Source organism: Oerskovia sp. NPDC056781, from assembly GCF_042789955.1.
GTDB classification, from domain to species: Bacteria; Actinomycetota; Actinomycetes; order Actinomycetales; family Cellulomonadaceae; genus Oerskovia; species Oerskovia rustica.
Window position 1 is genome coordinate 1 of sequence record NZ_JBHUAD010000052.1, and the last position, 21454, is coordinate 21454.

The 21454-nt window shown below is 73.1% G+C and carries 21 protein-coding genes and 1 riboswitch; of the genes, 12 read left to right on the forward strand and 9 right to left on the reverse strand.

Annotation, left to right across the window (positions count from 1 at the left end):
• Positions 1 to 71: 71 nt before the first annotated feature.
• Entirely contained in the window at positions 72 to 1574 is a 1503-nt protein-coding gene (locus ACFRCR_RS06835; protein WP_377676267.1) for a catalase, read from the reverse strand.
• A 140-nt stretch (positions 1575 to 1714) separates the two neighbouring features.
• On the reverse strand, positions 1715 to 2149 hold the full coding sequence (locus tag ACFRCR_RS06840; RefSeq protein WP_377676268.1) for a Fur family transcriptional regulator: 435 nt from the start codon (positions 2147 to 2149) through the stop codon (positions 1715 to 1717).
• A 494-nt stretch (positions 2150 to 2643) separates the two neighbouring features.
• Between ACFRCR_RS06840 and infC the strand changes: the two genes are divergently transcribed.
• The 8 genes from infC to ACFRCR_RS06880 all read left to right on the forward strand — a co-directional run bounded on the left by infC (position 2644) and on the right by ACFRCR_RS06880 (position 10741).
• Positions 2644 to 3591, forward strand: a complete 948-nt coding sequence (infC, locus tag ACFRCR_RS06845) for a translation initiation factor IF-3 (protein WP_377676285.1) — start codon at positions 2644 to 2646, stop codon at positions 3589 to 3591.
• A gap of 91 nt (positions 3592 to 3682) precedes the next feature.
• Positions 3683 to 3877 (forward strand): 50S ribosomal protein L35, encoded by a 195-nt coding sequence (rpmI, locus tag ACFRCR_RS06850; RefSeq protein ID WP_030150472.1) that lies wholly within the window; start codon positions 3683 to 3685, stop codon positions 3875 to 3877.
• Between the two features lie 76 nt (positions 3878 to 3953).
• The gene (gene rplT / locus ACFRCR_RS06855; RefSeq protein WP_030150471.1) at positions 3954 to 4340 is read left to right on the forward strand and encodes a 50S ribosomal protein L20; all 387 of its coding nucleotides are present in this window, start codon (positions 3954 to 3956) and stop codon (positions 4338 to 4340) included.
• 38 nt (positions 4341 to 4378) lie between these two features.
• Positions 4379 to 5305 (forward strand): TrmH family RNA methyltransferase, encoded by a 927-nt coding sequence (locus tag ACFRCR_RS06860; RefSeq protein WP_377676269.1) that lies wholly within the window; start codon positions 4379 to 4381, stop codon positions 5303 to 5305.
• On the forward strand, positions 5302 to 5931 hold the full coding sequence (gene thpR / locus ACFRCR_RS06865) for an RNA 2',3'-cyclic phosphodiesterase (protein WP_377676270.1): 630 nt from the start codon (positions 5302 to 5304) through the stop codon (positions 5929 to 5931). The genes ACFRCR_RS06860 and thpR overlap by 4 nt, the downstream gene beginning before the upstream one ends.
• Positions 5932 to 6211: 280 nt before the next feature.
• The gene (gene pheS / locus ACFRCR_RS06870; protein ID WP_377676271.1) at positions 6212 to 7303 is read left to right on the forward strand and encodes a phenylalanine--tRNA ligase subunit alpha; all 1092 of its coding nucleotides are present in this window, start codon (positions 6212 to 6214) and stop codon (positions 7301 to 7303) included.
• Entirely contained in the window at positions 7303 to 9888 is a 2586-nt protein-coding gene (pheT, locus tag ACFRCR_RS06875; protein ID WP_377676272.1) for a phenylalanine--tRNA ligase subunit beta, read from the forward strand. The genes pheS and pheT overlap by 1 nt, the downstream gene beginning before the upstream one ends.
• Positions 9881 to 10741, forward strand: a complete 861-nt coding sequence (locus ACFRCR_RS06880; RefSeq protein WP_377676273.1) for an SDR family NAD(P)-dependent oxidoreductase — start codon at positions 9881 to 9883, stop codon at positions 10739 to 10741. The genes pheT and ACFRCR_RS06880 overlap by 8 nt, the downstream gene beginning before the upstream one ends.
• A 22-nt stretch (positions 10742 to 10763) precedes the next feature.
• Here the strand turns inward: ACFRCR_RS06880 and ACFRCR_RS06885 are convergent, their stop codons facing one another.
• The 3 genes from ACFRCR_RS06885 to ACFRCR_RS06895 all read right to left on the reverse strand — a co-directional run bounded on the left by ACFRCR_RS06885 (position 10764) and on the right by ACFRCR_RS06895 (position 13125).
• Positions 10764 to 11546, reverse strand: coding sequence for a DUF899 family protein (locus ACFRCR_RS06885; RefSeq protein WP_377676274.1), 783 nt, complete (start codon positions 11544 to 11546; stop codon positions 10764 to 10766).
• 101 nt (positions 11547 to 11647) lie between these two features.
• Complete coding sequence (locus tag ACFRCR_RS06890) at positions 11648 to 12013, reverse strand: hypothetical protein (RefSeq protein ID WP_377676275.1); 366 nt, start codon at positions 12011 to 12013, stop codon at positions 11648 to 11650.
• A gap of 125 nt (positions 12014 to 12138) precedes the next feature.
• Complete coding sequence (locus tag ACFRCR_RS06895) at positions 12139 to 13125, reverse strand: DUF389 domain-containing protein (RefSeq protein ID WP_377676276.1); 987 nt, start codon at positions 13123 to 13125, stop codon at positions 12139 to 12141.
• 72 nt (positions 13126 to 13197) lie between these two features.
• On the opposite strand from ACFRCR_RS06895, the gene pip reads away from it, so the two are divergent.
• From pip to thiD, 3 genes are all read left to right on the forward strand, one after another.
• Complete coding sequence (gene pip, locus ACFRCR_RS06900; protein ID WP_377676277.1) at positions 13198 to 14139, forward strand: prolyl aminopeptidase; 942 nt, start codon at positions 13198 to 13200, stop codon at positions 14137 to 14139.
• A gap of 72 nt (positions 14140 to 14211) precedes the next feature.
• A complete protein-coding gene (locus tag ACFRCR_RS06905) occupies positions 14212 to 14553 on the forward strand; it encodes a hypothetical protein (RefSeq protein ID WP_377676278.1) in 342 nt (113 codons plus the stop codon).
• An 84-nt stretch (positions 14554 to 14637) separates the two neighbouring features.
• A riboswitch (TPP riboswitch) is annotated at positions 14638 to 14738 on the forward strand.
• Positions 14730 to 16334, forward strand: coding sequence for a bifunctional hydroxymethylpyrimidine kinase/phosphomethylpyrimidine kinase (thiD, locus tag ACFRCR_RS06910; protein ID WP_377676279.1), 1605 nt, complete (start codon positions 14730 to 14732; stop codon positions 16332 to 16334). It overlaps the preceding riboswitch by 9 nt.
• A gap of 78 nt (positions 16335 to 16412) precedes the next feature.
• On the opposite strand, the gene ACFRCR_RS06915 is transcribed toward thiD, so the two are convergent.
• The 4 genes from ACFRCR_RS06915 to ACFRCR_RS06930 all read right to left on the reverse strand — a co-directional run bounded on the left by ACFRCR_RS06915 (position 16413) and on the right by ACFRCR_RS06930 (position 19377).
• Positions 16413 to 16685 carry a hypothetical protein gene (locus tag ACFRCR_RS06915; protein WP_377676280.1) on the reverse strand — a complete coding sequence of 91 codons (273 nt, stop codon included), beginning with the start codon at positions 16683 to 16685 and terminating at the stop codon, positions 16413 to 16415.
• Positions 16682 to 17731 carry a quinone oxidoreductase family protein gene (locus ACFRCR_RS06920; RefSeq protein ID WP_377676281.1) on the reverse strand — a complete coding sequence of 350 codons (1050 nt, stop codon included), beginning with the start codon at positions 17729 to 17731 and terminating at the stop codon, positions 16682 to 16684. The genes ACFRCR_RS06915 and ACFRCR_RS06920 overlap by 4 nt, the downstream gene beginning before the upstream one ends.
• 117 nt (positions 17732 to 17848) lie before the next feature.
• Positions 17849 to 18700, reverse strand: coding sequence for an ABC transporter ATP-binding protein (locus ACFRCR_RS06925; RefSeq protein WP_377676282.1), 852 nt, complete (start codon positions 18698 to 18700; stop codon positions 17849 to 17851).
• Positions 18697 to 19377 (reverse strand): FadR/GntR family transcriptional regulator, encoded by a 681-nt coding sequence (locus tag ACFRCR_RS06930; RefSeq protein ID WP_377676283.1) that lies wholly within the window; start codon positions 19375 to 19377, stop codon positions 18697 to 18699. Before ACFRCR_RS06930 ends, ACFRCR_RS06925 begins: the two co-directional genes overlap by 4 nt.
• Before the next feature lie 190 nt (positions 19378 to 19567).
• Here ACFRCR_RS06930 and ACFRCR_RS06935 point away from each other — a divergent pair, with 190 nt between their 5' ends.
• Positions 19568 to 21406 carry a 2-isopropylmalate synthase gene (locus tag ACFRCR_RS06935; protein WP_377676284.1) on the forward strand — a complete coding sequence of 613 codons (1839 nt, stop codon included), beginning with the start codon at positions 19568 to 19570 and terminating at the stop codon, positions 21404 to 21406.
• Positions 21407 to 21454 lie beyond the last annotated feature (48 nt).

Sequence of the window (21454 nt, forward strand, 5' to 3'; positions counted from 1 at the left end):
GACCCGGCCTCCGGGCTACGACGACGGCACCCTCCTGCCCGACGACGTCGCGCCGGGCAGCGGCGCGGGCGTCAGGAGTGCGCGGGCTCCGACGTGACGCCGGGCTCGTCGGCCGCGAGCGGGGCGACCTCGAGGGCGCTGCGCAGAGCAGCGCCCAGGGTCGCGTCGACGTTGGTCCAGTACTGGATCGCACGCTCGCGGATCGCGATGCTCTGCACGCCGCCGACGGCCCCCGTGATGGTCTCGAGGAAGCGTGCCCTGGCCGCGTCGTCGAAGACCTCGCGGTAGAGCGTGCCGGCCTGGCCGAAGTCGTCGTCCTCGGCATGCAGCGTCGCCGCGGCGCGCGTCAGCTCACCGTCCGACTCCCAGGACCCGACGCCCGCACGTGCCTCGTCGGCCACGGGGCCGCCCAGGCTGTTGGGGGCGTAGACCGGCGTCGTGGGCGCGTTGAAACCGTGACGCTGCGCGCCGTCCTGCGAGTAGTTGTGCACCGGCGCGGCGTGCGGCGCGTTGACCGGGATCTGGTTGTAGTTGGTGCCCACGCGGTAGCGCTGAGCGTCCGGGTAGGAGAACACGCGGGCCATGAGCATCTTGTCGGGGCTGATGTCGATGCCCGGGACCGTGTTCGCGGGCGAGAACGCCGCCTGCTCGATCTCCGCGAAGAAGTTCTGCGGGTTGCGGTTGAGCGTGTGCGTCCCGACCTTGATGAGCGGGTAGTCCGCGTGCGGCCAGACCTTCGTCAGGTCGAACGGGTTGAAGCGGTACGTCTTGGCGTCCTCGTACGGCATGACCTGGACGTGCACGTCCCACGACGGGAAGTCGCCGGCCTCGATGGCCTCGTACAGGTCGCGGCGGTAGTGGTCGGCGTCGGCGCCCGCGATGAGCTCGGCCTCCGAGCCATCCATCTCGACGTTGCCCTGGTTCGACGTGAAGTGGTACTTGACCCAGAAGCGCTCGCCCGCGCCGTTGATCCACTGGTAGGTGTGCGAGCCGAAGCCCGGCATCTCGCGCCACGACCGGGGCAGACCGCGGTCGCCCATGAGGTACGTGACCTGGTGCGCGGACTCGGGGGACAGCGTCCAGAAGTCCCACTGCATGTCGGCGTCGCGCAGGCCCGAGCCCGGCAGGCGCTTCTGCGAGTGGATGAAGTCCGGGAACTTGATGCCGTCGCGGATGAAGAAGACGGGGGTGTTGTTGCCGACGATGTCGTAGTTGCCCTCGGTCGTGTAGAACTTCACCGAGAACCCGCGCACGTCGCGCCAGGTGTCGGGGGAGCCCTGCTCGCCAGCGACGCTCGAGAAGCGCTGCAGCGTCTCGGTGCGTGCGCCCGGCTGGAACACGGCAGCGCGGGTGTATGCCGAGACGTCCTCCGTGACGACGAACTCACCGAACGCGCCACCGCCCTTGGCGTGCACGATGCGCTCCGGGATGCGCTCGCGGTTGAACTGCGCGAGCTTCTCGACCAGGTAGCGGTCGTGGAGCGCCGTCGCGCCGTCCGCGCCCGCGGTCAGCGAGTGGGCGTCGCTCGGGACGGGGGTGCCCGTCTGGGTCGTGGTGAAGGGGGTGTTCGTCATCGTCTTCTCCTTCAGGTGAGGGCGCTGTGGGCCCTGGGGCCTGTATCTGGGTAGGGGGCGGTAGGGACAGGTGCTCCGGGGAGCGGTGAGGGGGTGAAAAGGGGCGGGCCGGGACGCGCCCGGTGCACGGTGGACCGGTGTCAGTCCGCGCAGTCGGGACACAGGCCCCAGTACGTGACCTCGGCGGTGTCGATCGTGAAGCCGTTGTTCCCGCTCGGGGTCAGGCACGGCGCGTGCCCGACCGCGCAGTCGATGTCAGCGACTGCCCCGCACGAGCGGCACACCACGTGGTGGTGGTTGTCGCCCAGGCGTCGCTCGTAGCGGGCCGGGTGGCCCGCGGGTTCGATGCGGCGCAGGAGGCCGTGCTCGGTGAGGGCGTTCAGGACGTCGTAGACGGCCTGGACGGACACCGAGCCGAGGACCTCGCGCGTCGCCCGCAGCACGTCGTCCGCGTCGGCGTGCTGCTGCCGGGTGACCACGTCGAGGACCGCGAGGCGGGCGGCGGTCACCCGGAGCCCGCTGTCGCGGAGCTCGGTCTCGTGGTCCGCGGGGCGGATCGTCTTCTCGGTGGGCACGTCGTCACTCTACCCACATTCTCTGGAAGAGTTCCAATGATGGAGGATGTCCAGTGTGTGGCGTGTCGGTGAACGGGCCGGTGGGTGCTGGGACGATGTGCCGTGTCGCCCAGGGTGCGTCGACCGCGGTCTCTGGCACCTGCCCCGGGCGGCGTGAGGGCTCCCCGGACGTGCGTGCTATTCTTGGTGGCTGACCGACCCGTAGGTTCTCGTCGAGGCTCCAGAAGGTGCTTCGGAGAGCGAGCTGCGGGTGCGCAAAGTGGATTCCATCCCACCTGAGCTTCAACTGCTGACGATCGTCACGACAGAGGCCGGGTCTCGGTCCGGAGCGTCGCCGTTCTTCACGGTGGCGCGACGGTGTGTTCGTCGCACCCGCGACGACCCGATCGATGGCCTCCTCCCTGCGCTCTGGGACGGGGGCCTTTCCCGTTCCTGGTGGTCTACCGACGACTTCCTAGGAGCATCACATCAGCGAGCCTCGCATCAACGATCGGATCCGTGTCCCCGAGGTCCGACTTGTCGGCCCAGGTGGGGAGCAGGTCGGCGTCGTCCGCATTGAGGTCGCCCTGAGCCTTGCCCAGGACGCTGACCTCGACCTGGTGGAGGTCGCCCCCGACGCACGCCCGCCGGTGTGCAAGCTCATGGACTACGGCAAGTTCAAGTACGAGTCGGACATGAAGGCCCGTGAGGCTCGCCGGAACCAGGCGAACACGGTCCTCAAGGAGATCCGTTTCCGTCTGAAGATCGACCCGCACGACTACGGCACCAAGAAGGGCCACGTCGAGCGCTTCCTCGCTGCGGGCGACAAGGTCAAGGTCATGATCATGTTCCGTGGCCGTGAGCAGTCGCGCCCGGAGATGGGTGTCCGCCTCCTGCAGCGCCTCGCCGACGACGTCGCCGAGCTCGGTTTCATCGAGAGCATGCCCAAGCAGGACGGGCGCAACATGGTCATGGTGCTCGGCCCGGTCAAGAAGAAGGCCGAGGCCAAGAGCGAGCAGCGCAAGCGCGCTCAGGAGGCCGAGCCCCGCCCGACGAAGTCGGCCGCCAAGTCCGCTCCGGTCGAGGTCTCCGAGGAGCCCGCGGACGGCGGCGACGTGCCCTTCGAGGTGCAGGTCGCCGAGGCTGCCGAGCTCGTCGCGTCGGCCGAGGCCGCTGCCGCGGCCAAGGCTGCTGCCGCTCCCGAGCCCGCGCCGGCCCCCGCCGCTGCTCCGGCAGCAGCACCCAAGGCCGCCGCTCCCAAGGCCGCACCCCGTGCGTCTGCCCCGAAGGCCGCGCCCAAGGCCGCTGCTCCCGCAGCACCCGCGGCCACGCCCAAGCCTGCGACGGCTCCCAAGCCCGTCGCGGTGCCCAAGCCGGCCGCACTGCCCAAGCCTCCGGCCCCCCGGCCGGCAGCGCCCAAGCCGAGCGCGGCCAAGCCGAAGCCCGGCGGCAAGCCCAGCTGACCAACTGACACCGAGCCAGGCCCACCGGCCACGGCCCGAACACGTCGGGTCCCTCCCGGGATCTCGACCAGACAAAGGAGAAACGGCAGCCATGCCGAAGAACAAGACGCACTCCGGCGCCAAGAAGCGGTTCCGCATCACCGGCAGCGGCAAGGTCATGCGCGAGCAGGCCAACAAGCGCCACCTGCTCGAGCACAAGTCGAGCACCCGCACGCGTCGCCTGTCTGCTGACCAGGTCGTCGCCCCCGCTGACGTCAAGAAGATCAAGAAGCTGCTCGGTAAGTGATCTGCCTGGTGGTCGTGCCCCTGGTGCTGGCCACCGCTGAGTCCCTACCTGAGCCCCGAACTGCAAGGAGCATCACGTGGCACGCGTGAAGCGGGCGGTCAACGCCCAGAAGAAGCGCCGTACAACTCTCGAGCGCGCTGCGGGTTACCGCGGCCAGCGTTCGCGTCTCTACCGGAAGGCGAAGGAGCAGGTCACCCACTCCCTCGTCTACTCCTACCGCGACCGCAAGGCGCGCAAGGGCGACTTCCGTCGTCTGTGGATCCAGCGCATCAACGCTGCGTCCCGCGCGCAGGGCCTGACGTACAACCGCCTCATCCAGGGCCTCAAGGCTGCTGGCATCGAGGTCGACCGTCGCGTCCTCGCTGACCTCGCGGTCAACGACGTCACGGTCTTCAACGCGCTCGTCCAGGCTGCGAAGGACGCTCTGCCTGCCGACGTGAACGCCCCGAAGGCTGCTGCCTGATCATCGAGCAGCGACTCTTCTCACCGGACGCCCGCACAGTGAACGATCTGTCCTCAGGTCGCCCCGTACCGTTCTTCCGTCGTGTTCCCGAGGTCTCGAACCCTCGGAGCGACCGGGTCAAGGCGGTACGGGCACTGTCCGGGCGTCCGGCGCGTTCGCGCCACCAGCAGTTCCTCGTCGAGGGACCGCAGGGGGTGCGTGAGGCCGTCCGGCACGGCGCGCGCCTCGTCCGTGACGTGTACGTGACGTCGTCGGCCGCCGACCGCTACGCCGAGATCGTCGACGACGCGCTCGCCGAGGGCCTGCACGTGCACCTCACGACACCCGACGCGTTCGAGGCCATGAGCTCCGACGCCCAGGGGATCCTCGCGGTCGTCCGGACCCAGGTCCTCACGCTCGACGACGCGGTCTCCGCCTCGCCGCGGCTCGTCGCTGTCCTCGCGACCGTCCGCGACCCCGGCAACGCGGGCACGGTGATCCGTGCTGCTGACGCCGCGGGCGCAGACCTGGTCGTCCTCGCGGGCGAGAGCGTCGACGTGCACAACCCCAAGGTCGTGCGCTCCACGGCGGGCTCGTTGTTCCACCTCCCCGTGGTGACGGGCGTGAGCCTCGCCGAGACGGTCGATGCGCTGCGCACCGCCGGGCTGGCGGTCCTGGCCGCCGACGGCGCGGGGGACCACGACCTCGACGACCTGCTCGACGTCGCCGGGAGCGCACCCGCCGAGACACCGGACCTCGTGCGGCCGACCGCCTGGATCTTCGGCAACGAGGCCTGGGGCCTGCCGCCCGAGGACCGCGAGCTCGCCGACGCGGTCGTGAGCGTCCCGATCCGGGGCCAGGCCGAGTCGCTCAACCTGGCGACGGCCGCCACGGTCTGCCTGTACGCGTCGAGCCGCGCGCACCGCCCGCGCGTCGGTACGTCCGTTCCGACCACCACCGTCGGCGACGCAGACGGGGCCCTGTGAGGGGACGGTCGGCGCGGCTGTTCGCCGCCCTGTACCCCTCCGACGAGGCGCTCGACCACCTGGGACTCGCGCTCTCCGCCCTCGGTGCGGTCGCCCTCGACGACGGGCGGCCCTCGCTGCGCTGGACCCCCCGCGACCTCATGCACCTCACGGTCGCCTTCTTCGGCGAGGTGGCCGAGGGGGCTTCGGACGACCTGGCCGGGGCCCTCGACGAGGTCGCCCGGGACACGGAACCGCTGTCGCTGCACCTGCGTGGTGCCGGGACGTTCGAGGACCGCATCCTGTTCGCGGGCGTGGGCGGCGACGCGGAGGCCCTGCGACGCCTGAGCGCCGCGACCTCGGAGGCGGCGTCCGACGTCGGGCTGCGGCTCGACCGCCGGCCCCGCCAGCGCGCCCACCTGACCGTGGCGCGCGCCTCCGGCCCGCGCAGGACCGGCCGTCGCCGGACCGACCCGCAGCCCACCGGCCCAGGGCTGGGCGAGCTCGCCCACGCCCTGGCCGTCTACGAGGGGCCGCGGTTCACCGCGGACGAGCTCTGCCTCGTCGAGTCGACCCCGGGGGCGGGGCGCAGCGGCGGCCCGTTGTACGAGGTCGTGCGGACGTTCGGTCTCGGCGAGCACCGCTGATTCGACCGCTCGACCTGCCGGGTGGTCTGCCCGGGACGCCCGGGCGTCTCCACGCCCGCGATACGGCGATGTGGGACCATGAGGACATGCAGCGCGATGATCGCCGATTTACGTGGCCCGCTCGAGGGCCGCGCGGCTGACGCTGCGCACGTCGACCACAGGACACCGCACGGTGTCCTCTGATCGACCGGTCGTGCCCCGGCGGGCGCTCTAGAATCTTCAGTTGGACGCGCGAGGAGACCTCTGCGCGTCCGATCCCGATCCCGCCAGGAAGGCACGCATGTCCACCCCTGATCCGGTCCAGCCCGCCGCGCCCTCGCCGCTCGACGGCCCCGCGCTCGAGGCCGTCCTCACCGAGGCCCTCGCCGCCGTCGAGGCCGCCCGCGACCTCGACGAGCTCAAGGCGGTGCGCCTCGAGCACACCGGCGACCGCAGCGCCCTCGCGCTCGCGAACCGCCAGATCGGCCAGCTCGCGCCCGCCGACAAGGCCGCCGCGGGCAAGCTCCTCGGCCCGATCCGTGGCCGCCTCAACCAGGCGCTCGCCGCGCGCACCCAGGTCCTGGAGGCCGAGCGCGACGAGCGCGTCCTGGTCGAGGAGTCGGTCGACGTGACGCTCCCCGTCGACCGCGCGCCTGCCGGTGCCCGTCACCCGCTCGAGACGCTCCAGGAGCGCGCCGCCGACTTCTTCACGGCCATGGGCTGGGAGATCGCAGAGGGCCCGGAGATCGAGGCCGAGTGGTTCAACTTCGACGCGCTCAACTTCGGTCCGGACCACCCGGCCCGGCAGATGCAGGACACGTTCTTCCTCCAGGCCCCCACGGGACCCGACGCCGATCCCGGCGAGCCGTCGAACCTCGTGCTGCGCACGCACACGTCGCCCGTGCAGGCCCGCACGCTCCTCGAGCGCGAGCTGCCCGTGTACATCGCGTGCCCCGGCAAGGTGTTCCGTACCGACGAGCTCGACGCGACGCACACGCCCGTCTTCCACCAGGTCGAGGGCCTCGCGGTCGACAAGGGCCTGACCATGGCGCACCTGCTCGGGACGCTCGACCACTTCGCCAAGGCGATGTTCGGTCCGGAGGCCCGCACGCGCCTGCGCCCCTCGTTCTTCCCCTTCACCGAGCCCAGCGCCGAGATGGACCTGTGGTTCCCCCAGAAGAAGGGCGGGGCCGGCTGGATCGAGTGGGGGGGCTGCGGCATGGTCAACCCGAACGTCCTGCGCTCCGCCGGGATCGACCCCGAGGTCTACTCGGGCTTCGCGTTCGGCATGGGCATCGAGCGCACGCTCATGCTGCGCCACGGAATTGCTGACATGCACGACATGGTCGAGGGCGACGTCCGCTTCTCGACCCAGTTCGGAATGGGGATCTGATGCCGAACATCGTCATCGACTGGCTCGGCGAGCACGTCGAGCTGCCGGAAGGCCTGACGGCCGAGACGCTGGCCGCCGCGCTCGTGAAGGTGGGCCTGGAGGAGGAGGCGATCCACGGGTCCTCCGTCACCGGTCCGCTCGTCGTGGGCCAGGTCGTCTCGGTCCAGCCCGAGGAGCAGAAGAACGGCAAGGTCATCAACTGGTGCCAGGTCGACGTCGGGACGCACAACGTCGACGGCGTCCCCGTCGCCGAGGGCGGGACCCCGCGCGGCATCATCTGCGGTGCGCACAACTTCGGCCCGGGTGACCGCGTCGTCGTCGCGCTGCCCGGCGCCGTGCTGCCCGGACCGTTCCCCATCGCGAGCCGCAAGACCTACGGCCACGTCTCGGACGGCATGATCTGCTCGGCCAAGGAGCTGGGTCTGGGGCAGGACCACGACGGCATCATCGTGCTCGACCGCTACGGGTACTCCCCGGAGACGGGCTACGACACGACGCCTGGCACGGACGCGCTCGAGCTCCTGGGCCTTGGCGACGAGGTCCTCGAGATCAACGTCACCCCGGACCGCGGGTACTGCTTCTCCTACCGCGGCGTGGCCCGCGAGTTCTCGCACTCGACAGGTGCGGCCTTCACGGACCGCGGGCTCCCGACGGGCGACCTGCCCGGTGTGACGCCCGACGGCTTCCCGGTCGAGGTCGAGGACGGCGCCCCGATCCACGGCGTGACCGGTTGCGACCGGTTCGTCACGCGGATCGTGCGCGGCATCGACCCGCAGGCGCCGACCCCGGCGTGGATGCAGCGCCGGCTGACCCAGGCGGGCATGCGTCCCATCTCGCTCGCGGTCGACATCACGAACTACGTCATGCTCGACCTCGGTCAGCCCCTGCACGCCTACGACCTCGCCAAGGTCGCCGGGCCGATCGTCGTGCGTCGCGCGACGCCGGGGGAACGGCTCACGACGCTCGACGACGTCGACCGTCGCCTCGACGTGGAAGACCTGCTCATCACCGACTCGCCCGAGGGGGCGCGCGGCTCGCGCGTGCTCGGGATCGCGGGCGTCATGGGTGGTGCCTCGAGCGAGGTCAGCGAGACCACGACCGACGTCCTGGTCGAGGCTGCGCACTTCGACCCGATCACCGTGGCCCGCTCGGCACGCCGTCACAAGCTGCCCTCCGAAGCGGCCAAGCGCTTCGAGCGCGGTGCCGACCCGGCGCTGCCGCCCGTCGCGGCCCAGCGCGTCGTCGACCTGCTCGTCGAGCTCGGTGGCGGTGCGGCGGACGACGCCGTGAGCGACCTCAACACGGTCGCCCCTGTCGCACCGATCGTGTTCCCGATCCACGAGGCCGAGCGCCTCGTGGGCGTCGCGTACACCTCGGAGCAGGTGCGTGGCGTGCTCGCCGAGATCGGCTGCACGGTCCGTGACCTCGACGGTGGCACGACCCTCGAGGTCACCCCGCCGACCTGGCGGCCCGACCTGACCGGTGCCGCAGAGCTCGTCGAGGAGATCGCGCGCCTCGTCGGCTACGACAAGATCCCGTCGATCCTGCCGCCCGCCCCGGCGGGGCGCGGGCTGACGACCTCGCAGCGGCTGCGTCGGTCGGTGGCGCGCGCCCTCGCGGAGGCCGGGTTCGTCGAGACGCTCAGCTACCCGTTCGTGAACCCGCAGTCGCACGACGACCTGCGCCTGCCCGCGGACGACGACCGTCGCCGCGCGCTGCGGCTCGTCAACCCGCTCGCGGACGACCACCCCGAGATGCGCACGAACCTGCTGACGACGCTGCTCGGCACGCTCAGGCGCAACGTGGGGCGCGGGAACGCGGATCTCGCGATCTTCGAGATCGGCCTCGTGACGCGCCCCGTGGCCGGTGCGCCGGCAGCCCCGCAGCTCCCGGGCGGTGTCCGCCCGAGCGAGCAGGACCTCGAGACCCTGCAGGCCGCGGTGCCGCCGCAGCCCCGCCGGGTCGCGGGCGTCCTGACCGGTCAGCGCGTGGCCTCGGGCTGGTGGGGCGCAGGTCGCGCGGCCGACTGGACCGACGCCCTGGCCGCTGCCCGGCTCGTGGCCGAGCGCGTCGGAGCCCAGGTGGTCGTGGTCGCCGACCACGACCACGCGCCGTGGCACCCGGGCCGGACGGCGAGGCTCGAGCTGGCGGACGGGACCGTCGTCGGGCACGCCGGCGAGCTGCACCCCAAGGTGCTCGAGACGCTCGGCCTGCCCGCGCGGACCGTCGCGTTCGAGGTCGACCTCGACGCGCTGATCGCCGCCACCCCGGGTCAGCCCGTCCAGGCCGAGCCCGTCTCGTCGTTCCCGCTCGCGAAGGAGGACCTGGCGCTCGTCGTCGACGCCTCCGTGCCGGCCTCGGCCGTGCGCGCCGCGATCGAGGAAGGGGCGGGCGACCTGCTCGAGGAGCTCGCGCTGTTCGACGTCTACACCGGCCCCCAGGTCGGCGAGGGCAAGAAGTCGCTCGCGTTCTCGCTGCGTCTGCGCGGCACCGACCGCACGCTCACCGCGGAGGACTCCGCGGCCGTGCGTGCCGCGGCGGTCGCCGCGGCGCACGAGAAGGTCGGAGCCGAGCTTCGTGGCTGACGTCACCACCGTGGCCCCCGCGCGCACCGCCCTCGTGACGGGCGGTGCGCGTGGGATCGGCCGCGCTGTCGTGCTGGGGCTCGCCGGTGCGGGGCTCGACGTCGCGGTCCTGGGTCGGGACGCGTCCCGCGTGGACGACGTCGTCGCGCAGGTCCGCGCGCTGGGTCGCCGCTCCGTGGGCCTGGTCGCGGACGTGGGCGATCCTGCCGCCGTGGACGCGGCCGTCGCGCGCGCCGAGGCGGAGCTGGGCGGGATCGATCTCCTGGTCAACAACGCCGGGCGCATCGACGCCGAGGTCCCGCTGTGGGAGGCCGATCGGGACGAGTGGTGGTCGGTCATGGAGACCAACGTGCGCGGGCCGTTCCTGCTCGCGCGCGCGCTCGTCCCCGGGATGCTCGCGCGGGGCGGGGGACGGGTCGTCGACCTGAACTCGGGTGCGGGGTCGCACGACATGGACGGCGCGACCGCGTACAACGCGAGCAAGACCGCGCTGCTGCGCATCGGGTCGAACCTGCACCTGTCGGGCCACGCCCGGGGGCTACGGACGTTCGAGGTCGCGCCCGGCGTGGTGCAGACCGACCTGACCGCGTCGATGGACATGCACGTGGGGCGCACCGAGTGGACCCCCGTGGAGCGCACGGTCGAGATGATCGTCGCGATCGCGGCCGGCGACCTCGACGCGTGGTCGGGGACCTTCGTCCGGGTCACGCACGACTCGCCCGCGTCGCTGCGAGCCGCCGCCGTGGCCGGGTCCGCGGACGCGGAGGCCGTGCCGGGGCCCGAGGCGCGCCGGCTGCGCGTGACGCGCTTCGGCGACGACGACCCCATGCCGGGAGCGCTCCCGGCGCGCTGACCCCGTCCGTGCTGACCTGCGGTCAGTGGTGGTGGCCGTGCCGGCCGAGGGTCTCCACGGCGGTGGCCCCCGGCCGGGTCCACTGCGGCACGGGACGCGTGGTCTCGCCCCAGCCAGTGACCCCGTCCGCGTCCGACCGCCAGAACCAGCCCGGGTCCCGGCCCACGGGCCAGCCCTCGGGGTCGATCTCCCAGGCCTCGCCGCGGCCGTAGGGCGTCATGTCGAGCAGGGCGAACGCCGGGTTGGTCGGCTCGGTGCCCCGGCCCGTCGTGCGGTAGGTGAGGAACACGTCGTCGCCGTCGCGCAGGAAGCACGAGAGGTACCCCATCTCGCCACCGACGGGCGCGTCGAGCTCGCGCACCGAGTACCAGGGCTGGGTGTAGCCCATGAACTCGACGTACGGGGCGACCTCGTCCCACGCCCCGGTCGTCACGAGGGCGAACGAGACGCCGCGCGCGTTGAGGTACACGGCGTCCTTCAGGTGCCACGCCGTCCAGGTGCAGCCCTCGCACTGCCCCTGGTGCGGCGCGCCGTCGTGCCACATGTGCTGGTAGATCACGAGCTCGTCGCGGCCCTCGAAGAGGTCCAGGAACGGGACGGGGCCGTCGGGACCGACGACCTCCACGGTGCCGTCGATCCTCACCATGGGCAGCTGCCGTCGGGCGGCCGCGATGGCGTCGCCCTCGTGCGTGTGCGCCTTCTCGCGGACCAGGAGCTCGTCCCGGGTGGCTTCCCAGGTGGCCAGGTCGACGACGGGGGGCCGGCCGGACAGGGGCGTGGTCGCGTCCTCGGGCGGGGTCGTCATGGTGTCCTCCGTGCGGGCTCGGGCAGGGACGCACGGCGCGCTCCTGCGGTCACGAGGGCAGACTCGGGACCGGGCCGGAACTCATCGTCGGTGGCGGGCCGTCAGTGGTTGCGGCGCCCCCGCGAGGCGCCGAACGGGCCGCCCACGAACAGCCCCAGGCCGAGCACGAAGCCGAAGTCGTACCAGTTCCCGTTGTTGTGCACCTCGTAGATGTTCACCGTGTCGGTGAACAACGAGACCACGAAGGTCACGGGCACGATGATGCCCTGCCACAGGCCGAGCCAGAACCCGGCCGGGCTGCCGTCCGCGGTGGGCGTGCCGACGTCGGGATTGGGACCCGGGGCGCAGGCCGCGAGCGCGAGCGCCCCGACGACCAGGGCCGTGGCGAGGACGATGCGTCGGGCTCGCGAGGACGTGAGCGTGGTGCGTGCGGTGTCGTGGGGCGAGACGTCGTGCGTCGGGTGCATGGCCGACCTCCTCGTGGCTGGACCGGACGGTCGCCCCCAGCATCCGCCGTGGGACGCCCCGGCTCAACCGGAGGCCCGCCCCGGCCGTCGGCGGCGCCGCGACGACAGCCTCGCCTCGACCGCGGTCATCCGGACGCCGGCAGCCGTCGCGTCCCGCCGATGACGAGCGTGACGTCGACGTCGACGTCCGCGAGCCCCGCCTCGTCGAGGGCCGTGCGCAGGGTGCCGGGGTCGGCCTCGGGGGCAGGGCCGATCGCCTCGATCCTCAGGACGGACCCGCTGAAGGCGATCCCGGTGATCGTCCACTGCTCCTGCTCGGCCCACGCCTCGGCGACGGGTGCGGCGGCGATCTTGTCGGCGTTCTGCCGCAGGACGTGCTGGCTGATCGCGCTGAGCGGTACCGCCACGACGAGCAGCGCGGCCGCGACCGTCACGAGGCTCGCGCCGCGCAGCGGCCCCACGTACCTCTCTGCCTCGCCTGCGGCCGTGCGGACCTGGAACAGCAGGAAGACGAGCGTGCCGGTCGCGATGATCGCGGCGACGTTGGTCGCGAACAGCAGGAGAGCTCCCAGGGCCTGGTCCGGGGCGCCCGACTCGAGCGTGAGGCCGACGACCGCGAGCGGCGGGACGAGCGAGATCGCGATCGCGACGCCGGGCAGCGCGTCCGACACGTCGGCGCGGACCAGGGCGAACGCCCCGACGGCCCCGGTCGCGAGCGCCGCGAGCAGGTCGATGAGCTGCGGGGTGACACGGCCTGCGACCTGGCTGTTGGTCGCCGCGACGATCTCGATCGGGACGAACAGGCCCACGAGGTAGCCGGTCGCGACCACCCCGGCCGCGCCCGCGCCGACGAGGAGCGCCGACGAGGTCAGGTTCCGGTGGTCGTTGAGGACGATCGCGAGCGCCGTCCCGACGATGGGTGTCATGAGGGGAGCGACGATCATGGCGCCGATCACGGTGGCCGTGCTGTCGGCCGCGACGCCCGCCGACGCGATGACGGCCGCGAGGATCAGCAGGGTCCAGAACGTGGCCTGCCGGGACCGCGCCGTCGGCCCCTCGGAGATGAACAGCGCGGTGGTCATCCGCTGGACGTCGGCCGTCGTGATGCGCATGCTGCCTCCTGGTGCTGTTCGTGCCCCCAGCATCACAGGGGGTCGCTGCTCGCGCTCGGTACGCTGCCGGACATGTACGCCGTGACCCCACCCCATGCCCAGGGCTTCCTCGACGTCGGCGACGGCCACGAGATCTGGTGGGAGGCGCGGGGCAACCCGGACGGCAAGCCCGCGGTCGTCCTGCACGGTGGGCCGGGGTCCGGGTGCACCCCCGGGTCGTCGCGGCCGTTCGACCCCGAGCGGTACCGCGTGGTCCTCCTCGACCAGCGGGGCTGCGGTCGGAGCCGGCCGCTCGCGAACGGCGACGACGTCGACCTGTCGAGCAACACCACTGCCCACCTGGTCGCGGACGTCGAGCAGCTGCGTGAGCACCTGGGCATCGACGCGTGGCTGGTCCTGGGGACCTCGTGGGGTGCGACGCTCGGGCTCGCGTACGCGGTGGCACACCCCGAGCGCGTCACCGAGGTGGTCCTGGGCGCGGTCACGAGCACCACGGCCCGAGAGGTCGAGTGGATCACGCGCGACATGGGGCGCCTCTTCCCCGAGGAGTGGGACCGGTTCGTGGCCGAGGTGCCGGTGGCGGAGCGCGACGGCAACCTCGCGGCGGCCTACGCCCGTCTGCTCGCGTCCTCGGACAGTGCGGTGCGTGAGCGCGCGGCGGCGGCCTGGTGCCGCTGGGAGGACGTGCACGTCTCGCTCGTGCACGGGTTCGAGCCCTGGGACCGCTACGAGGATCCCGCCTTCCGGCTGCGGTTCGCGCGCCTGGTGACGCACTACTGGGCGCACGCAGCCTTCCTGCCCGACGGCGCCCTGCTGGCCGGGGTGCGCGGGCTCGGCGGGGTCCCGGCGGTCCTGGTGCACGGGCGTCAGGACGTGTCGGGCCCGCTCGACGTCGCGTGGCACCTGCACCAGGCGTGGCCGGGGAGCGAGCTCGTGGTGCTCGAGGGCGCTGGGCACGGGGGCCCGGGGTTCCCGGAGGCGCTGGTCGCGGCGACGGACCGGTTCGCGGGCTAGCGGCCGCACCGCTCGGCTAGGGTGAGGCTCAGCCTGTCCCCGCAGTCGACGTCGACCTCGGAGGTGACCTGCGTGTCCCGCCGTTCCGCACTGCTCGTCGGGGTCCTGGTCGTGTCGTGCGGCTCGCTCGCGCTCGGTGCCGCGCTCGGCGCGGCCGGGCCGGTCGCCGTGCCCGCCGAGGGGCCGTGGTCCGTCCACGTCGAGGGCCCGTCCGAGGGGGACGCGGAGTGCGCGGCGGATCCTGCCGTCGCCTTCGCCCTGACCCCGGCGATCATGCCCCCGGTCGGGACGTCGTTCGGACTGGTCCCCGACGCCACCCGCGCCGACCTGGAGCGTGTCGTGTCGTGCCTCGAGGAGCACGTGGCGACGTCGCGGATCAGTGTGGTGCCGACCGGGACCCCGGCGTCCCCCTGACCGGGGCGCCGGGCGGGTCGCCGGTGCTGGTGCCGCCTGGCGAACGGCGGCCCCCGGGTGTGCCGTCCGCCCGCTAGAGTTCCCTGCGAAGACACGGGGTGCCCGCTCCCACGAGCCGGGCTGAGATCACACCCGTCGAACCTGATCTAGCTAGCACTAGCGAAGGGATGTCGGCAATGTCGCTTGCTGCCACCACACCTGTCCTGCCCGCACCTGCCCGCACGCCGGCGGCGGACGCCCAGGCCGCGAACGAGCACGGCGCGTCGTGGGGGGCCGAGCCCTCCCGCCCCCGCGTCCTGTCGATCGCCGGCACGGACCCGACCGGGGGAGCCGGTATCCAGGCAGACCTCAAGGCGTTCGCGGCGCACGGCGCGTACGGCATGGCGGTCACGACCGCCCTGGTCGCGCAGAACACGCACGGCGTCCGTACGGTCCACGTCCCCGGCGCGGACTTCCTGGCCGAGCAGCTCGACGCGGTCTCGGACGACGTGGTGATCGACGCCGTGAAGATCGGCATGGTCGCCGACGAGCCCAACGCGCGCGCGATCGCCGCGTGGCTGAGGCGCGTGCAGCCGCCGTTCGTCGTGCTCGACCCCGTCATGGTCGCCACGAGCGGCCACCGCCTCCTCGACGAGGGGGCCGAGCAGGCCGTGCGCGAGCTGGTCGCGCTCGCCGACCTCGTGACCCCCAACCTCCCCGAGCTCGCCGCCCTCGTCGGCGAGCCCGCCGCGACCACGTGGCCCGACGCCCTCGCCCAGGCGAGGCGCCTGCACGCGGCGAGCGGCGCCGTCGTGCTCCTGAAGGGCGGTCACCTCACCGGGGAGGAGTCACCCGACGCCCTGGTGGGCGCTCGCGGGCCCGACGACGTCACGACCTTCTCGGCGCCCCGCGTCGACACCGTGCACACCCACGGGACCGGGTGCTCGCTGTCGGCGGCGGTCGCCGCGCTGCGACCCCGGCGGGACGGCTGGGAGAGTGCGACGCGCGACGCCAAGAGCTGGCTGACCGGCGCGCTGCAGGCCGGGGGAGCGCTCGCGGTGGGCACGGGCCGCGGACCCGTCGACCACCTGGCGCACCTGCCCACGCTCGGGCAGCGGGTGTTCTCGGAGGAGGCCTGGGAGCGTATCGCGGGCTGGCGCGAGGCCGTCGAGCGGATGGGGTTCGTGCGGGCGCTCGCGGACGGGAGCCTCTCAGCGGGGGACTTCGGCTTCTACCTCGCGCAGGACGCCGCGTACCTCGCCGAGTACTCGCGCGTGCTGTCGCGGGCCAGCCAGCTCGCACCGACGCCCGAGGCACGGCAGTTCTTCGCCGGTGCCGCGGTCGAGTCGCTCGAGGTCGAGCAGGCGCTGCACCGCGACTGGTTGGGCGAGCACGCCGGGATGGACCGCGGGGCGGTCGAGAACGTCGACCCGTCTCCCGTGACGGCCGCCTACACCAACCACCTCCACGCGGCGTCGAACGGGTCCTACGCGGAGACGGTCGCGGCCCTGCTGCCGTGCTACTGGCTCTACTCGCACATCGGCGACGTCCTGGTGCGCCAGGCAGGGGCCCTCGACGGTCACCCCTACGCACGGTGGATCTCGCTCTACGGCGACCCGGCCTTCGCCGAGGCGACACGCACCGCGTGCTCGTTCGCCGACGAGGCCGCGCGCTGGGCCTCGCCCGCGGAGCGCAAGCGCATGCTGCGCGCGTTCGAGCTGTCCTCGATGCACGAGTACCTGTTCTTCGAGCAGGGGCTGACCCGGCCGACCTGGCCGGCGCCACCTCTCGCTGCGCGCTGACCTCACACCGAGGAGTGAGCCGTCGCCCCGGACCTGGCTCGACCCGGGGCGACGGCTGACCTCCCGCCGCGGGACTCGCTAGACGCTCTGCGCGTCGCCGTCCGGGTACCCGCAGTCGTACCCGGGCGGCCACCAGCGCCACGTCGTGGTGACCTCGCTGGTCGAGACGCCCGCGGGGCGGTCGGCCAGGCACTGCGTGCGCATCTGGTCGAGCCCGACGGTCAGGTAGTACACCGCGAGCACGCCCGTGAAGACGACCACGAGGACCGTCACCGCCAGGCGCAGGCGGCGGTCGGAGCGGCGGGTGGGCTCGTCCTCGCCGGGCCGTGGCGGGACCCAGTCCCAGCTCACCGGGCGGGGTCCGTCGTCGGGCCGGTGGTTGCGTCGGCGCCGGTGACTCCGTCGAGGCCGGTGCCGGGGACGAGCAGCACCTTGCCGGTCGTCGCGCGCCCCTCCAGGGCGCGGTGTGCGTCGGCGGCGCGCGCGAGCGGGAACGTCGCGCCCACGCGCACGTCGAGGTCGCCCGACGCGACGAGCGCGTACACCTCGCTCGCCCGGTCGAGGAGCTCGGAGCGCGTCGCGGTGTAGTCGTCGAGCTTGGGGCGCGTCGTGAACAGCGACCCGCCCTTGTTGAGGCGCTGCAGGTCGAACGGCGGCACCTGGCCCGAGGACCCGCCGAACAGCACGAGCATGCCGCGGCGGCGCAACGATGCGAGGGACGCCTCGAACGTGTCCTTGCCGACCGAGTCGTAGACCACCGCGACGCCGCGCCCGCCCGTGAGGTCGCGCACGATCGCGGGCAGCTCGGTCGTGAGGTCGTCGAGCTCGGCGTAGTTCACGACGTCGGAGGCTCCGGCCGCGCGCGACAGCTCGGCCTTGGCCTCGGTCGAGACGGTCGTGATGACGCGCGCGCCGCGGCGCACCGCGAGCTGGGTCGCGAGCAGCCCGACGCCGCCGGCGCCCGCGTGCAGCAGGACGTCGTCGCCGGGCTGGACCGGGTAGGTCGACGTCACGAGGTAGTGGGCCGTGAGCCCCTGCAGGCCGACGGCCGCCGCGACACGCAGGTCGACCGACTCGGGGACCGGGATCGCGACGTCCGCGGGGACGACCACCTGCTCGGCGTACGACCCGAAGGCGTTGGTCCACGCCACGTGGTCGCCGGGCTCGAAGTCGGCCACCCCCGGGCCGACCGCGGTGACGACGCCGGCGCCCTCGGTCCCGACCACGTGGGGGTACGCCATCGGGTACACCCCGGCCCGCCGGTAGGTGTCGATGAAGTTGACCCCGGCCGCCGCGACGTCGACGAGGAGCTCGCCGGGTCCGGGGACGGGGGTCGGGAGCTCGACGAGCTCGAGGACGTCGGGGCCGCCTGCCTGGAGTGCCTGGATCGCGCGCATGGGGTCAGCCTAGGTGGCGGGGCCCGGGTCGGTGGTCGAGATCGCGCCGAGTGTGCAGTTCGGGCTGTCCAGAGCGCCCGACGACAGCCCGAGCTGCACGCTCGACGACGTCGCGCCTCAGGTGGTCGGCGGCCCCGCCGAGGCCCGCCAGCGTCCATGGCGTCGCTCGACGTGGACGGGGTGGTCGAAGCAGCGCGAGACGGCCTCCGTGGTCAGCACCTCGTCCGCCGGACCGGACGCCGACACGAGCCCCGGCGCGAGGAGCAGCGCGTGGGTCGTGGACGTGGGCAGCTCTTCGAGGTGGTGGGTCACGAGCACCGAGGCGACCTCGGGGTGAGCGATCCGCACGTCGTCGAGCGTCGCGAGGAGCTGCTCGCGTGCGGCGACGTCGAGGCCTGTGCTCGGTTCGTCGAGGAGCAGGAGCGCGGGGTCGGCGACGAGCGCCCGGGCGATGATCGTCCGTCCGCGCTCCCCCTGGGACAGCGTGGTCCACGGCTCGTGCTCCTTGCCGCCGAGCCCCATGTCCACGACGAGGGCACGCGCCCTGTCGACCTCGGCCCGGGTAGGGACCCAGCGCTGGCGCCACTCGATCGTCCCGGTGATCCCGGTCAGGACGACCTCCTGGATCGTCAGGGCGGTGCGCAGCGGGTGGCGCGGGTCCACGTGCCCGATCCGGCGGTGGAGGGTCTGGAGGTCGACGCGCCCGAGCACGTGCCCCAGCACCGCGACCTCGCCGCATGTGGGGTGGTTGCGCGCGCCGCAGAGGCTGAGGATCGTGCTCTTGCCCGCACCGTTGGGGCCGATCAGCGCCCAGTGCTCGCCCGCGCGGACCGTGAGGTCCACGTGCTCGAGGATCGTGCGCCCGTCACGGACGAACGCGACGTCGCGCAGGTCCAGCACCCGGGCGTCCTCGCGAGCCTGGGGCGGGGTCCTGGTCGGGGAGAAGGGAGAGGTGGTGTCAGTGCTCACGGACGGACCTTCGCGTGGACGGAGTCGAGGTGTCGGCGGCTCGTCGCGGCGGCGCGGTCTGCGTCGCGGTCCCGGACGGCGTCGAGGATCGCCTCGTGGGCGTCCTGGTCGTGCCGGTGGCGCTCGCCCGCGCCGTCGAGCTCGATCATGTCGACCATCGCCCGGCGCAGGCGGGGGAGGAACGTGGCGAACAGGTCGGTCAGGACCGCGTTGTGCGCGGCGTCGACGACCGCGCGGTGGAAGACGAGGTCGGCGTCCACGTAGTCCTGGGCGCTCGCGGTCGTCGGGACCTCCCCACGACCTGCGAGCGCCGTGGTCATGGCGCGGAGGTCGGCCGGGGTGCGGCGGGTCGCGGCGAGCCGGGCGGCCTCGGTCTCCAGGGCGCCGCGGACCTCGAGCACGTCGACGACCTCGCCGCGCCGCAGGACCTCCTCCCAGTCCTCGCTCGCCTCGGCCCGGACGACGTAGACGCCCGAGCCCTGGCGGCTCTCGAGCACGCCCTTGCCCGCGAGCTGGCGGATGGCCTCGCGCACGGTCGAGCGCCCGACGCCGAGCTCGGCCGCGAGCGCCTGCTCTCCCGGGAGGCGGTGGTCGAGCGGCCAGGTGCCGGTGCGGACGTGGTCGAGCATGAGCTCGGCCGCCTGGTCGGCGAGGGGGAGCCGGCGGAGCGTGGGCATGCGAGCCAACCTCTCAGGTTGTCTGAGGACTTGATCGCGGCTAGCGTACCGGACATGTCGTGGAGCGCACTCCTTCTTGGTCGCCGCGGCGGGGCTTGAGCCGACCGGCTCCCCGCCGTGGGGGTCTGCCGTGCGCCGGTCGGACCCCGCCTGCCGCGCACCGCGCGCCCGCCCCCGGAGCCAGACGACCATGACCACCAGCCCCTTCCCCACGCTGCGTACCCCTGACGGTGCGCAGGCCCCCGGCCAGCCCGGGTGGAACCGCCAGCGCGCCTCGCGCATGCCCTCGCACCGCTACCAGGACGTGTTCTCGCGCGTGCCGGTCCCGCTGACGGACCGCCGGTGGCCCGGCAACCGGCTCACCGTGGCACCGCTGTGGGTGCCCGTGGACCTGCGCGACGGCAACCAGGCACTGACCGAGCCCATGGACCCGGCGCGCAAGCGTCGCTTCTTCGAGCTGCTCGTCGCGATGGGATACACCGAGATCGAGGTCGGCTACCCGTCCGCCTCGCAGACCGACTTCGACTTCGTCCGTCTGCTCGCCGAGACCGACCTGGCGCCCGAGCACGTGACGATCGTGGTCTTCACCGCGGCGCGGGCGGACCTGATCGCCCGGACGTTCGAGTCGGTCCGCGGCCTGCGCAACCCCGTCGTGGTGCACCTCTACACCGCGACCGCGCCGACCTGGCGCGACGTCGTGCTGGGCAAGGGACGTGCCGAGCTCTCGGACCTGATCGCCGCCGCGGGCACCGAGGTCCTGAGGCACGCGGGGGACGATCCGCGCGTCCGCTTCGAGTTCTCGCCCGAGGTCTTCAACCTCACCGAGCCCGACTACGTGCTCGAGGTCTGCGCGCGCATGACGACCCTGTGGGACGCCACCACGGAGCGGCCCGTGATCCTCAACCTCCCGGCGACGGTCGAGGTCGCGACCCCCAACGTCTACGCCGACCAGATCGAGTACATGCACCGTCACCTCGACCGGCGCGACGCGGTGATCCTGTCCGTCCACCCCCACAACGACCGTGGCACGGGCGTGGCGTGCGCGGAGCTGGCGGTCCTGGCAGGCGCGCAGCGCGTCGAGGGCTGCCTGTTCGGCAACGGCGAGCGCACGGGCAACGTCGACCTGGTGACCCTGGGTCTCAACCTGCACGCGCAGGGCGTGGACCCCATGATCGACTTCTCCGACATCGACGAGATCCGTCGCACGGTCGTGGACTGCAACGGCATCGGTGTGCACGAGCGGCACCCCTACGCGGGCGACCTCGTGCACACGGCCTACTCCGGGACGCACCAGGACGCGATCCGCAAGGGGTTCGCGCGGCACCGCACGGACGCGCACGCCGCGGGCGTCGACCCCGCGGACGCTCCCTGGAAGGTGCCGTACCTGCCCGTGGACCCTGCCGACGTCGGGCGCTCGTACGACGCCGTGGTGCGCGTCAACAGCCAGTCCGGCAAGGGCGGCATCGCGTACCTGCTCGAGTCCGCGTACGGCCTGGAGCTGCCGCGGCGGCTCCAGATCGACTTCGCGCGCCGGGTCCAGGCGCACGTGGACCGCAGCGGGGGAGAGGTCACGGCCGAGGACCTGTGGCGCCTCTTCGAGGCGGCGTACGTCCTGCCCGACGACGGAGGTCGCCAGGTCCTCCCGCTCGCCTGGTCGGTGTTGCAGCCCGAGGCGGACGGCGACCGCGAGCGCCTGGACGTCGTCCTGTCCCTGGACGGTGAGCGGGTCGAGCGGTCCGTCTCCGCGGCGGGGCCGGTCGAGGCGCTGACCCTGGTCCTCGCCGGGCTGGGCATGCCGGTCGAGGTGCTGGGGCTGACGCAGCAGTCGGTCACCTCGGGCGCCGACGCGGGGGCCGTGACCTACCTGGAGCACCGCGGCGCCGACGGCTCGGTCGCGTGGGCGGTGGGGCGGGACGAGTCGGTGCTGGGGGCGAGCGTGCGGGCTGTGCTCCGGGCGGCGGCGAGCGGGCCCTGCGCGACGGCGGCGGCGCGCAGGGAGCCGGAGGCCACTGCGGCGGACCGTGCCTGATCGACGTGCACGACCTGGTCGCGGCGGTGGGACGAAGGGTCCCACCGC

Excerpts from the sequence above, each read along its gene's own strand:
- pheT (WP_377676272.1), top strand. The coding sequence starts at position 7,303 with ATGCCGAACATCGTCATCGACTGGCTCGGCGAGCACGTCGAGCTGCCG.
- ACFRCR_RS06920 (WP_377676281.1), bottom strand. The coding sequence starts at position 17,731 with ATGCGCGCGATCCAGGCACTCCAGGCAGGCGGCCCCGACGTCCTCGAG.
- rpmI (WP_030150472.1), top strand. The coding sequence starts at position 3,683 with ATGCCGAAGAACAAGACGCACTCCGGCGCCAAGAAGCGGTTCCGCATC.
- ACFRCR_RS06930 (WP_377676283.1), bottom strand. The coding sequence starts at position 19,377 with ATGCCCACGCTCCGCCGGCTCCCCCTCGCCGACCAGGCGGCCGAGCTC.
- ACFRCR_RS06835 (WP_377676267.1), bottom strand. The coding sequence starts at position 1,574 with ATGACGAACACCCCCTTCACCACGACCCAGACGGGCACCCCCGTCCCG.
- thiD (WP_377676279.1), top strand. The coding sequence starts at position 14,730 with ATGTCGCTTGCTGCCACCACACCTGTCCTGCCCGCACCTGCCCGCACG.
- ACFRCR_RS06890 (WP_377676275.1), bottom strand. The coding sequence starts at position 12,013 with ATGCACCCGACGCACGACGTCTCGCCCCACGACACCGCACGCACCACG.
- ACFRCR_RS06895 (WP_377676276.1), bottom strand. The coding sequence starts at position 13,125 with ATGCGCATCACGACGGCCGACGTCCAGCGGATGACCACCGCGCTGTTC.
- ACFRCR_RS06935 (WP_377676284.1), top strand. The coding sequence starts at position 19,568 with ATGACCACCAGCCCCTTCCCCACGCTGCGTACCCCTGACGGTGCGCAG.
- pheS (WP_377676271.1), top strand. The coding sequence starts at position 6,212 with ATGTCCACCCCTGATCCGGTCCAGCCCGCCGCGCCCTCGCCGCTCGAC.
- pip (WP_377676277.1), top strand. The coding sequence starts at position 13,198 with ATGTACGCCGTGACCCCACCCCATGCCCAGGGCTTCCTCGACGTCGGC.
- ACFRCR_RS06885 (WP_377676274.1), bottom strand. The coding sequence starts at position 11,546 with ATGACGACCCCGCCCGAGGACGCGACCACGCCCCTGTCCGGCCGGCCC.